The organism is Endozoicomonas sp., assembly GCF_965196975.1.
Taxonomy (GTDB): Bacteria; Pseudomonadota; Gammaproteobacteria; order Pseudomonadales; family Endozoicomonadaceae; genus Endozoicomonas.
Window position 1 is genome coordinate 2,474,692 of the sequence record NZ_OZ239981.1, and the last position, 12,699, is coordinate 2,487,390.

The 12,699-nt window shown below is 45.4% G+C and carries 11 protein-coding genes; 6 read left to right on the top strand and 5 right to left on the bottom strand.

The features are described from left to right. Positions 1-212 precede the first annotated feature (212 nt). A complete protein-coding gene (locus ACOCLE_RS11050) occupies positions 213-1,319 on the top strand; it encodes an iron-containing alcohol dehydrogenase (RefSeq protein WP_419536740.1) in 1,107 nt (368 codons plus the stop codon). 48 nt (positions 1,320-1,367) lie between these two features. Here the strand turns inward: ACOCLE_RS11050 and ACOCLE_RS11055 are convergent, their stop codons facing one another. Further along, positions 1,368-1,877: a hypothetical protein gene (locus ACOCLE_RS11055; RefSeq protein WP_419536741.1), complete on the bottom strand. Its 510-nt coding sequence runs from the start codon at positions 1,875-1,877 to the stop codon at positions 1,368-1,370. Between the two features lie 366 nt (positions 1,878-2,243). Here ACOCLE_RS11055 and ACOCLE_RS11060 point away from each other — a divergent pair, with 366 nt between their 5' ends. Then, complete coding sequence (locus ACOCLE_RS11060) at positions 2,244-3,524, top strand: ISKra4 family transposase (protein WP_419536742.1); 1,281 nt, start codon at positions 2,244-2,246, stop codon at positions 3,522-3,524. 192 nt (positions 3,525-3,716) lie between these two features. Here the strand turns inward: ACOCLE_RS11060 and tnpC (ACOCLE_RS11065) are convergent, their stop codons facing one another. From tnpC (ACOCLE_RS11065) to ACOCLE_RS11080, 4 genes are all read right to left on the bottom strand, one after another. Then, positions 3,717-5,222, bottom strand: a complete 1,506-nt coding sequence (gene tnpC, locus ACOCLE_RS11065; protein WP_419536743.1) for an IS66 family transposase — start codon at positions 5,220-5,222, stop codon at positions 3,717-3,719. A 282-nt stretch (positions 5,223-5,504) separates the two neighbouring features. Further along, positions 5,505-6,668, bottom strand: a complete 1,164-nt coding sequence (locus ACOCLE_RS11070) for an ABC transporter permease (protein ID WP_419536744.1) — start codon at positions 6,666-6,668, stop codon at positions 5,505-5,507. After that, positions 6,665-7,318, bottom strand: coding sequence for an ATP-binding cassette domain-containing protein (locus ACOCLE_RS11075; RefSeq protein ID WP_419536745.1), 654 nt, complete (start codon positions 7,316-7,318; stop codon positions 6,665-6,667). The genes ACOCLE_RS11070 and ACOCLE_RS11075 overlap by 4 nt, the downstream gene beginning before the upstream one ends. Before the next feature lie 59 nt (positions 7,319-7,377). After that, positions 7,378-7,782 carry a ZrgA family zinc uptake protein gene (locus tag ACOCLE_RS11080; RefSeq protein WP_419536746.1) on the bottom strand — a complete coding sequence of 135 codons (405 nt, stop codon included), beginning with the start codon at positions 7,780-7,782 and terminating at the stop codon, positions 7,378-7,380. A gap of 593 nt (positions 7,783-8,375) precedes the next feature. Here ACOCLE_RS11080 and ACOCLE_RS11085 point away from each other — a divergent pair. The 4 genes from ACOCLE_RS11085 to ACOCLE_RS11100 all read left to right on the top strand — a co-directional run bounded on the left by ACOCLE_RS11085 (position 8,376) and on the right by ACOCLE_RS11100 (position 12,699). After that, complete coding sequence (locus ACOCLE_RS11085) at positions 8,376-9,269, top strand: OmpA family protein (protein ID WP_419536747.1); 894 nt, start codon at positions 8,376-8,378, stop codon at positions 9,267-9,269. Between the two features lie 258 nt (positions 9,270-9,527). Next, positions 9,528-11,033: an IS66 family transposase gene (gene tnpC, locus ACOCLE_RS11090; protein WP_419532963.1), complete on the top strand. Its 1,506-nt coding sequence runs from the start codon at positions 9,528-9,530 to the stop codon at positions 11,031-11,033. Between the two features lie 41 nt (positions 11,034-11,074). After that, positions 11,075-11,956 carry a DMT family transporter gene (locus ACOCLE_RS11095; protein WP_419536748.1) on the top strand — a complete coding sequence of 294 codons (882 nt, stop codon included), beginning with the start codon at positions 11,075-11,077 and terminating at the stop codon, positions 11,954-11,956. A gap of 65 nt (positions 11,957-12,021) precedes the next feature. Then, on the top strand, positions 12,022-12,699 hold the full coding sequence (locus ACOCLE_RS11100; RefSeq protein ID WP_419536749.1) for a tRNA1(Val) (adenine(37)-N6)-methyltransferase: 678 nt from the start codon (positions 12,022-12,024) through the stop codon (positions 12,697-12,699).

Here is a 12,699-nt window from a genome sequence, read left to right on the forward strand (position 1 = left end):
TTCCATTGAAAAAGACTGGATATGACAGAGCATAACTGAATTGATGCATAAAAAAATCACTAGCGATCGGTTTAGGCATGTTTTTGACAGAAATAGCCATTCTCTTAAACAGAGTAAACGATACACTGCTTCCCCATGAGAAACATGGGACAACCAATATGATGAATTTTAATTATCACAACCCAACTCATGTCGTTTTCGGCAGAGATCGAATGCATGAGCTGGATCAACTGGTGCCTGAAAATGCAAAAGTACTGGTCCTTTTCGGCGGAGGCAGTGTCCGCAAAAATGGCACACTGGAAAAAGTACTGGCAGGACTCGGCTCACGTGAAGTGCTTGAGTTTGGAGGCATTGAACCAAACCCCCAGTTCAATACACTGATGAAAGCCGTAGACATCGTTCGAAGAGAAAACATCGATTTCCTTCTGGCTGTTGGTGGCGGCTCCGTCATGGATGGCACCAAGTTTATTGCGGCAGCAGCGCCATACCAGGGAAATGAGGCAGACCTGCTCAAGCATGGCTTTGAATGGCTACCCATCGAGTCGGCAGTGCCTCTTGCGACTGTCGCAACCCTGCCTGCTACCGGCTCCGAAATGAACATGGGTGCCGTTATTTCCCACGAGAGCGGTAAGCTGCCCGTAATGAGCCCTCTGCTCTACCCGCAGTTCTCTATTCTCGATCCAACACTGACGTTTTCATTGCCGCCAGTTCAGGTGGCCAATGGTGTAATTGACGCCTTTGTTCATGTTCTGGAGCAATACGTGACGTATCCGGTAGATGCTCAAGTTCAGGATCGGATGGCTGAAGGTATTCTAAAAACTCTGATCGAAGTTGGCCCAATCACCCTGGCAGAACCGGAAAACTATGATGCACGAGCTAATCTGATGTGGAGCGCCACGTCGGCACTGAATGGTTATATTGGTGTTGGTGTTCCCCACGACTGGAGCACTCATATGATTGGTCATGAGCTGACCGATTTGTTCGGTATGGATCATGCCCAGAGTCTGGCGGTTGTTCAGCCCTCTCTCTGGAAAATCCGTAAAGATAAAAAACGTGAGAAACTTCTTCAATTCGCCGAGCGGGTTTGGGAAATTTCAGAAGGCACAGACGATGAGCGGATGGATCAGGCGATTGATATGACTCGTTCTTTCTTCGAATCTCTGGGGGTAAAAACACGACTATCACAATATGGCATTGAGCCAGCCGATATTGCCAACGTCATTCTCGCACTTGAAACGCATGGAATGACAGCACTATCAGAAACTGGTGATTTGGATCTGACCATTACCCGCCAGATCCTGCAGGACGCTTACGCTTGATTTGCTAATCATATGTCATGGAGAAACTCTTCATGACAAGCATCAACACTAGCCTTCTTCCTCGTTACTTTCTCTTGAAGAAGGCCTTTCAGAACCATCATCAACATAAGGTTTGGCACCACCTTGCTCATCAGTTGGGTCAAGAGCTCCGCTCTCTTTCTGATCAGCTTCAACCTCTGCCAACTCAGGCTCTGTACCTGTACTCAATGCTTCAACTTGATCAGCAACAGCATTTACCGGATCTTCAGTATCTTTCGGCGCTATATCCAGTTGTTGTCCTTTTACTTCCCTTCCGTCTTCTTCACTTCCTTCTTCTTTTGTTATCTGCGTTTTAACATTGTCTTCTAACTGTATTTCCTTTTTTTCTAACGCCTCTCCCTCAGTGTTATCACCACTTTTCAAGGCTTCAGTTTCCCTACCTTCAGCAGAACTCAATTTATCTGTACCCCGTATCGGGGAGGGAACGGGATCTGAAGGGTTGTCTATGTTAGAAGTTGCTGTTTTGTCATCAGCGTTTACTAGAGTCATTCCTGAAGAACTAATCGACGCAGCGTCCATAATATGACCTCTGTTTCGTTGGTTGGTCCTTAATAGACTTAATCACCCTTAAATTGGTTTCTTTGCCATTTAGAGTATTTTTCCCATTAGCCAACAGGCATTATTCCTATAATTTTTATAGGAAGTATTCCTACCTCTTTGGATGAGTTTCTAAATTGAAAGCCTAACTAATTATTTATTAATATTCTTTGATGATTGAATTATATTCTGATTAGTCATCTATCGAAGATTTATAATAAGTTCTCCAACGAATTCAAATAATCAATATCTATTGTATTTTTATGGGTGCTCTCTCTGAATGATTGAAACAATAGTGCTCTATTTTCACAGCTACTATGGGAACACCACTCATAATAGTTAACTGTCATGCCCGCTTCTGTTATTTCCAGCTCTACCAAAAGCATCGTTTTGCAAATTGAAGTTTCTATAGATTCAGGCAACATGCTGAATCTTGAAGATAGTTTACAGCGTGCACTCAATGAAGCCGGGCAGCTTGGAACAAAAGAGTTATTGGGGCTATTTGAATCACCCAATAAAGAACCTATCGTCGTTAATCAGCAGAAGTGGAACTACAAAGGAAAGGTTCTTAAGCACTATGAAACCTTATACGGTCGTATACCTTTGGAGCGCTCCGTATATCAGGGTGTCAGAGGTGGCAGTACTCTGGCAGCACTTGATCTTCGTGCCGGTATTATTGGTTCAGCTACCCCCAAATTTGCCAAGTCTATCGCCTGGAAATACAGCCAGATGCCAGCGCCTGCGGTAAAAGAAGATTTTGAGACCAACCATCAAAGGACGCTTTCAAATTCTTATATCAAGCATTTATCGGACAGAGTAGGTGCATTAATTGAAGACCAGCAAGACACTCACTACCACCTTCCTCCACTAAAAGAGCCTGTTGAAACAATAGCCATTGGTCTGGATGGAACCTGCATGCTGCTTTGTGAAGAAGGCTGGAGGGAAGCCATGTGTGGGACATTGAGCCTATATTCTGCAGATGGAGACAGGCTCCACACGATATATACAGCCAGTTCGCCAGAGTATGGTAAACAAAGCTTTATGAGCAAGCTCGACGAGGAGATTGCAGATCTAAAACGACTCTACCCAAATGCCACATACATCGGGGTAGCTGACGGGGCTAGAGAAAACTGGAGTTATTTGAAACAACATACCTCTGGGCAGATACTCGATTTTTATCATGCATCTGAATATTTAGCTGGAGCAGCGGAAGCACTGTTTCCAACCAATAAGGCGAAGCGACACCAGTGGCTTGAAGACAGGCTACATAGTTTGAAAAACAAGCGTGGAGCAGCCAAAAAAATCCTTCAGGAAATTGAATCAGCCGAGCTCCCGAAAAAGACAATCGCACTGACAGAGAAGCGCTACAAAGCTGTGAGCTATTTTACAAACAATCACCAGTTAATGAATTATCATCAGGCGCTTAAACGCCATTGGCCAATAGGTTCAGGAGTTACTGAAGCGGCTTGTAAGACTCTGGTAAAGCAACGATTATGTGGTTCTGGAATGAGGTGGAAAGCAACAGGAGCGGAAGTGCTTTTGACAACAAGAGCACTGATCCAGAGTAAGGGGCGCTGGGAACAACTTTGGTCTGAGTTCATGACTGGAAAGGTTGAAGCTAACCTATGAGTCAGTTATCAAATTGAGAGAGCACCCATTTTTATGACAGAAATTCATTTACTGCTGTTATGAGCGTAAAAATAAAAGACTGGCACTAAAAATATCTACAAAAATAAAGCAATGTGGTGGCAGCCCCATCCATGGATGCCGCCATAAACGGCCCTAGACAACATCAAGCTTAAATATAAAGAAATAATGTAACTATTCAGCACCCAGCAAAGGCGTATTGTTGTAATTTCGAACCGCTTTAAGAAGCGCCTGAAATATGTTCAACCCCTGCTTTTTAGCAGATGATAAATAGCTTCGGATTCGGGTAAACATGGTACCTCCGTCTTCGCTTCTGAAGCAGCCTGAGATCTTCTGCTTAAGTTTGGCCATCCTGGCATCACGTTCACTGCCATTGTTATCGAAGGGAATTGAAAAGTCCGACATGAAGCGCAACGTTTCAACCTTAAACTCAATAAGCCTTTTGAACAGGTTGTAGGCCTTGGTATTCCTGACCTTCTTACGTCCAAGCACCTGTCGTTGTTTTTCCATATAAGCGGTTTCCTTCGTGAGAGCCCTTTGAAGGATTTGGTCGTATATCGTCTCAATGCGAAGCTGTATTGCACCAGGCATTTGAGTCAGACCGGCTGCTTTGTATTTCTTGCAGAAGTGCCAGGAGAGCGTAAGCAATTTCATCAGCCGCAGAGCCAGCTTATTCGCATCCCTATCGACAACTCCCTGAAGCTCTCTCAGATGATGGGCATTACAAAGCACATGCACTGCCGCATAGGCAAAGTAGGACTTCCAATGATCGTGAACCAGAATGCCTGCAAAAGTCAGCAGGATGCCCATTGCATCCATTGCTTCACAACCTCGCCTTTCTGAGAGGTAGTAAAGCGTCCATTGGTCATCTCGCATAATGTGTAACCACCACAGTGAACCGTCAACCCGCATGCCAGTTTCATCCGCTCCTGCAACCGGACTTTCTTGTAAAGCATCGCGGATACTCTGCTCAGTAGAGGCCAGGTTCTCATGGGTATAGGCAACAAAATTGGCAACAGAGCCTGCGCTGACACTCATGCAATAAATAGTATTGAAATACTCAGACACCCGGTGATATGGGATGAAGTGATACTGGTTTAAATGAACAGCCATTGCCTGAGTCACTTCTCCGTATTGAGCAGCGGCTTTCACTCCTTGGGGAAACTCAGCGGTGTTCCGTTTACCACAAGGACATACTTTAACGTCTGCCCAGTACGCGGTAACTTCAAATTCTCCGGGTCTACCTGGATCAAAAACCTGTCGCTCAATGTATTTGGTGGGTTTAATATCGATAAGCGAAGACTGGCAACAGCAACATTTTTCAACCTTCAGATGCCTGACATAATCGGGTAAGGCGACACGTCTCAAACAAGAGCCTTGATGACCTTTCTGGCCACCTGGTTTATTGCCTGAAGATGGTCTAAGGCTTTTGGGGTTCGGTGTTTCCTGTGAGGAGCAGGGGGCTTCTTTGGAAGATGTATCACCTTTATCACTCCCTTTTTTACTGGGCTTTTGATAACCATCTGACGATGGTGGCTTACTACTGTTTTGACTGTTTTTATTAACCCTTTCTTCCAGTTCGCTGCAACGTTCCCGTAAAAGCGCATTCTCGGTCCGAAGCTCTTCATTCTCTTTAAGGAGAGCTTCGGTAAACGGAGTAGCTTGGAAGTCTGGTTCCATACTGGAGATTTGTTAGAAAAATTGAGTATAAGATGATGGTCGAAAAATCAGAAAATTCCAGATTTATATGAAGGGTGCTGAATAGTTACGAAATAATTACTGATCAAACTCGAGACCACTATTTTGATACATGTTCCTTCCTATATAGCAGTAAAAAGCAATCGTTGTTTACTTTGACCCATACTTGTTTATTGCTCAGCCTTCATAAGTTACACCTTAACCACTTAGAAAATTATCCTCAGTCAATACAATGCTGAAAGAAAGCTCTAACCACTCATAGGTCTAGGTTCTTTTAGAAAAGCCATACATTTTCCATGCAGGCAGACAGGCCGTCAAAAAGCCAAGCAAGAATAAAAGAAGCAACCAGAAAAGATGCTCTACTGGCAACCGAATACTACTTACAACCGGAATCCAGTTACCAAGGAATAGCGTGGATAACTTATAGATAACAACCCCGGAAAACAGTGCAAAAACAATCTGAAGAACGGGTTCAGCCAATGTCAACCCTGCCAGCTGCCAGGGTCTTGCTCCAACCATTCGCAGCAATTCGACTTCCTGTTTTCGTTCTGCAAACCCAGCAGACAAATTAAAAAAAATCATCATTAGTGAAAGCACACCTATGATAAAGCTCATGGCCATAAAAACATTATTCAATATGCGCTCATAATGCCCGAGCTTCTCCAGCTCCAATGCAGGAATAACAACTTCCAGTGGGATTTTGTATTTCGACTTCAGAGCCTGCTGAACTGCAAACAGCGACTGCCGGTGCTTTAGCTTGATCAAGACAAAATTGATATAGTCTGTCTTTATTCCATGGGTTTTACGGGTTTTTCTTAGCCCTTCGATTGGAATCAAAATATTATTATCCAGTGACGTTCCTGTCTCCACTAGTACTCCCTGAATAACAAAGGGGGTTTGATACTCATCCTTTAATGACGGTGAAAAGCCATTCGCAATGGTCAGTGTTTCTCCCGGGTGATATTGGTATTCTTCGGCAAGCTCAGCACCTATAAACGCAGAAAGCTCATTCCTGAAAGTCGTACCATTGCCACTGCTACCAATGAAGTTAACCGCTTTAAGTTGTAGGGTATCCATATAACGCGTAGTGCTACCCGTCACGGTATGTCCACGGTGGCTTTCATTTGTAGACACCGGTGTAACCCACTCAGCTTCCTGAAGAGCAACAAGGTCTTCATATACTTCCCAGGGAATAACGGGTGGAGGGGGACCAATACGAAAAAGACTGTAAAGCACCAGATGTACAGGCTGCGAGGGGGCACCGACAATCAGATCAGCCTCGGAGGACACCTGTCTTGCATAGGATCTTGCTGCTTCGTGAATGTGACTGATGACCAGAAGAAGCGCGACACTCAAAGCCAAGGCAAATATGGATATTATTGAGCGCCCTGATCGCTGCCCAAGACTTTTGCGCATAATCGTCATCATGACCATCGGTTTTCTCGCTCTTTGGCCAGGTTTATGGTCTCCATATTGATATATCGGTCAAAACCATCAATGCCGCTTTCATCATGGGTTGTGCAGATTAATGTTGCGCCACTGGCTCGACATTCATCCTGTAAGAGCCTGTAAACCGCCTTCTTGCCCTTACAGTCCATGGCAGAAGCTGGCTCATCAGCCAACACCATCTCGGGCTTGCCAATCAATGCACGAGCTATAGCAAAACGCTGTTGCTGACCAGCACTGTAATTTTCAGCATTTTTTGATAGTCGTGACGGGTCTTTCAAGCTGAGCTTACGGATGAGGCGAAAGGCATCATTGGCGACCGTCTCAGAGCGTTTTTCGGCATCCTCTTTCCGTTTTGATGAGAAATAACAAGGCAGCAAAATATTATCAAAAGCACTCAGATAGGGAACAAGACGGTAATGCTGAAAGACAAAGCCAATGGCATCAGCACGAAGCCGTTCGAGCGCCAACGCACCAATCTTTCCCATATCTTCGCCCAGAACAACCACCTCTCCCTTACTAAATGAAGTGAGCCCCATCATGGCCCTCAAAAGTGCTGTTTTACCACTACCATTCCCACCCTGAATACAAACTGTCTCGCCGGCAGTAATTACAAGCTCAGGAATATTCAAAACCTCTGTTTCACCAATATGCTGTTCAAGACCATGAATAGAAACATCACGAGAACGTATCATCTTAATATCCCCGACTTAATGGTGACTTGTAATTTACCAGGATATACAACGGTCTTACTTTGCCAATTCTCGGTGGTCAGCCAGACATCAATGGCTTTCAAGTCGGGCAATGCTTCATATAATTTCACATCAATATATTTCAACTGCCCCGGTCTTTCACAATGAAAGGTTTGAAATCCGTTTATTCGATCCATGCTCTGATCGACCTTTACTTCAACTATACGGCAACGGGCAGCAGTAGATGGCAAAGCAAAGTGCGACAAGCGCTTTAGCTGTTCATACAAAAGCTTCAAATCCATTTTTTTCTTAAGTACGGATAGAGACTCTTCCTTTAGGGCAATATAAAGCGTCAGGTTTTCACCTGAAATACTGATATCCAACCCCATACGTGCTGGTTCCACAGCTCTGTGAAGCATTATTTCAGCCCGGCTTCCCGTTCCTGATACAACAAACAGAAATAGCAGGAAGCATTTCACGTGCTTCTGCCGCAGGAAATACAGGAGCAAAGCTAAAATACTCAGTAATAGTGCTGAACTCGTTGTGCGCATGCACAAAGTTATCGGTCAATTACAGATAAAAATAAGAGTTTCCGCTATTTGTCGTCCATACTGAGTACTGGCACGAGCAGATAAGGCTTGACTGCTTCTTTTCCTTCAAACAACAACCTCTCAACCTTATGTTTTATATAAATATTTTTCTTTTCAAAAGGCATTTTGGCCTACACTGACTAATGTCAACCACTAGCCCCCATCAAATAGCTCAAGCTCTGTTGCACGCATGATGAACAATAGGTGTGAGGGTATCTCTGATCCTAGAGCCCGATCTTAATTTTGAACACACTCAGGTGAAGGTCTTCAGCCAATCAATTCAAGTTCCAGTGTTTTGAGCAAACAATGGGGCATTTTATCCAATAAACGTCAACACTCCCTTAACCCGGCATACTTGGAGCCATTCCATGCGTTTCCTCATATCCTGTAAATCATTACCTCTAATAATGATCACTTTGTTTCTAAATGGTTGTGCCAGTGATGGCAACATGAACCGCTGGAGTAAATGTGCACTGATTGGCGCAGGCACCGGTGGTCTTTTTGGTGCTGCTGCAAATAGTAAGTCCAGCTCATCTGACAGTGGAAAGTCTGCTGCATATGGTGCAATCGGAGGTGCGGTTGTCGGCGCAGCTATCTGTGCCCTTACTGGTGGAGACCATGATAAAGATGGCATTTTCGATAAAAAAGACCGCTGTACTAACACGCCAGCCGGTGTCAAAGTCGATATAAAGGGCTGCCCTCTCGATTCAGACAAAGATGGCGTTCCTGATTATATGGATAAATGTCCGAATACACCTTACGGTGCAGCAGTGAATTCAGAAGGCTGTCCGGATTCTGATGGAGATGGAGTCCCGGATAATATGGATCGCTGCCCCAACACCCCTGCAGGAACTCCCGTTGATCGCTATGGCTGCCCAACAGACAGTGACGGCGATGGTGTCCCTAATGCCATCGATAAATGCCCCAACACCCCTAAAGGAACCCCCGTTGATGCTGATGGATGCCCTCTGCAGAGAGAGCTGGGTATTATTTATTTCGGCTTTGACAAAACAGATATTGACCAAGAGGGTCGCCAGGAGCTGAATCAAATTGCTGAAGCGGCTAAAAAACAACCTGGCATTCGCCTCACCGCTGTTGGGTATACTGATTCAACCGGACCTCTTGAGTACAACAGAAGCTTGGCTCTTCGTCGCGCTGAAAGTGTGAAGAAATACCTGGTAGACAAGGGAGTAAGCAGTAGCCAAATCAAAACGGTTACCGGTGGTGAGCTTGAGTTTGGCGATCAAACTAAGACCGGTCGACGTCACAACCGCCATGTAACCCTTACTATCGAACGGTAATTGCAGAGTTACTCCTAGCCCTATTCTCTTGTTAACACCACCCGAAGGAGTATCACTGGTTCTAAGCAAGGACGCTTTATCCCTTTCATTTTTTAAAACATCGACTCCCGTCAATGGTTTTGCCTGTTTCTTTTTGAGCCTGTGGGATAGTATTGATAAAACTCAAACCGTAACTATTCAGCACCCTTCATATAAATCTGGAATTTTCTGATTTTTCGACCATCATCTTATACTCAATTTTTCTAACAAATCTCCAGTATGGAACCAGACTTCCCAGCTACTCCGTTTACCGAAGCTCTCCTTAAAGAGAATGAAGAGCTTCGGACCGAGAATGCGCTTTTACGGGAACGTTGCAGCGAACTGGAAGAAAGGGTTAATAAAAACAGTCAAAACAGTAGTAAGCCACCATCGTCAGATGGTTATCAAAAGCCCAGTAAAAAAGGGAGTGATAAAGGTGATACATCTTCCAAAGAAGCCCCCTGCTCCTCACAGGAAACACCGAACCCCAAAAGCCTTAGACCATCTTCAGGCAATAAACCAGGTGGCCAGAAAGGTCATCAAGGCTCTTGTTTGAGACGTGTCGCCTTACCCGATTATGTCAGGCATCTGAAGGTTGAAAAATGTTGCTGTTGCCAGTCTTCGCTTATCGATATTAAACCCACCAAATACATTGAGCGACAGGTTTTTGATCCAGGTAGACCCGGAGAATTTGAAGTTACCGCGTACTGGGCAGACGTTAAAGTATGTCCTTGTGGTAAACGGAACACCGCTGAGTTTCCCCAAGGAGTGAAAGCCGCTGCTCAATACGGAGAAGTGACTCAGGCAATGGCTGTTCATTTAAACCAGTATCACTTCATCCCATATCACCGGGTGTCTGAGTATTTCAATACTATTTATTGCATGAGTGTCAGCGCAGGCTCTGTTGCCAATTTTGTTGCCTATACCCATGAGAACCTGGCCTCTACTGAGCAGAGTATCCGCGATGCTTTACAAGAAAGTCCGGTTGCAGGAGCGGATGAAACTGGCATGCGGGTTGACGGTTCACTGTGGTGGTTACACATTATGCGAGATGACCAATGGACGCTTTACTACCTCTCAGAAAGGCGAGGTTGTGAAGCAATGGATGCAATGGGCATCCTGCTGACTTTTGCAGGCATTCTGGTTCACGATCATTGGAAGTCCTACTTTGCCTATGCGGCAGTGCATGTGCTTTGTAATGCCCATCATCTGAGAGAGCTTCAGGGAGTTGTCGATAGGGATGCGAATAAGCTGGCTCTGCGGCTGATGAAATTGCTTACGCTCTCCTGGCACTTCTGCAAGAAATACAAAGCAGCCGGTCTGACTCAAATGCCTGGTGCAATACAGCTTCGCATTGAGACGATATACGACCAAATCCTTCAAAGGGCTCTCACGAAGGAAACCGCTTATATGGAAAAACAACGACAGGTGCTTGGACGTAAGAAGGTCAGGAATACCAAGGCCTACAACCTGTTCAAAAGGCTTATTGAGTTTAAGGTTGAAACGTTGCGCTTCATGTCGGACTTTTCAATTCCCTTCGATAACAATGGCAGTGAACGTGATGCCAGGATGGCCAAACTTAAGCAGAAGATCTCAGGCTGCTTCAGAAGCGAAGACGGAGGTACCATGTTTACCCGAATCCGAAGCTATTTATCATCTGCTAAAAAGCAGGGGTTGAACATATTTCAGGCGCTTCTTAAAGCGGTTCGAAATTACAACAATACGCCTTTGCTGGGTGCTGAATAGTTACCTCAAACCTACTCACTTAACGTCTCCAAGCAGTATTCATGACAGACAATAGCAGAGCCTGTTTCTACGCCCTGGCCACGGCCTTATTGTGGTCAACCATTGCCACCGCCTTTAAAATAGCCCTTCAACATCTTGACCCATGGCAGCTGGTATTCTGGTCTGTGGCAACCTCCACCATTCTGCTTATCATCATTGTCATGATTCAGGGCAAGGCTGGTTTAATCGTTTCCCAATTCAAACAATCACCGGGATTATTCATTGTCCTGGGACTGTTAAACCCTTTTCTCTATCACGTTGCCCTGTTCGGCGCTTATGACCTTCTTCCAGCCCAGCAGGCGCAGGCATTAAACTACAGCTGGCCAATGGCGCTAACCCTGCTTGCCGTTCCTTTGCTGGGCAGAAAGCTGTCTTTTAAAAGTCTGCTCTGCTGCCTGCTGGCCTACGCTGGTGTATTGATTATCTGTACCCGTGGGGAGTTTCAGAACCTCAATTTCTCCAGTCCCACAGGAGTCCTTCTGGCGCTTTCAAGTACCATTATCTGGGCGCTATATTGGATTTTTAATACCCGACGCGAAGGGGATCCAGTGGTTGGGCTGCTGATCTGCTTCCTTTGTGGACTGCCCTGGATTATTGGTGCCACCGCCCTCTTTTCCAGCTTCTGGCCAATTTCCACTGAAGGTCTGGCTGCAGCTGCCTATGTTGGACTGGTTGAAATGGGCTTTGCCTATATCCTGTGGTTGAAAGCCCTTAAGCTGGCAGACAATACCGCGATGATCAGCAATATCAGTTATTTGAGCCCATTTCTATCTTTGATCTTCATTGCCAATATTCTTGGCGAGTCTATCTATCCAGCCACCTATGCTGGTTTGATTATGATTATTGTTGCAGTCCTGGCTCAGCAGCATCTCAGTAGAAAGTAAACATCATGGCCAGAAACAGCTACTTTGCTTTTAAACAGTTCCGAATTGAACAAGGTGAATGCGCCATGAAAGTCACCACGGATGCCTGCATCTTTGGTGCCCTTCTGGCGGAGTCATCGCAATTGCGACAAAGCCAGTCCATTCTGGATATTGGCGCAGGAACCGGCCTGCTCAGCCTGATGGCCGCTCAGAACAGTCAGGCGAAAATCACAGCCGTGGAGCTGGATGAAGAAGCATCACAGCAAGCTATCAGTAACTTTGCCGCCAGCCCGTGGGCTGATCAGTGCCAGCTGGTTAATAGCGCTATCCAAACGTTCTCTGCAAACAATACCCAGCGCTTTGACTGTGTCATTTCGAACCCCCCTTTTTTTCAGCAATCCTTCAAAGGGGATGATCAGCGACGAAACATGGCCCGGCATACTGATAGCCTGAGTTTTACTGATCTTATCAAGGCGATTTCCAGGCATTTGGCAAACAGTGGAGAAGCCTGGATTCTACTGCCCGTAGAATCCACTCCGCGTTTTTTGGAAACAGCTGCCCAGGAGAGGCTTGAATTGATTAAAAAAATGGGACTGCGTTCTTCAAGCCTTCATCCAAACCACCGTTATATCCTGGTTTTAAAACACCTAAATCCGGATAAACCACAGGAAACTCAAGAGAAGACTGTCACCATATATGACCAAGTTCCTCACTATACGGATGAAACCAGACAGCTGATGTCTCCGTATTATCTCGCTCTTTAG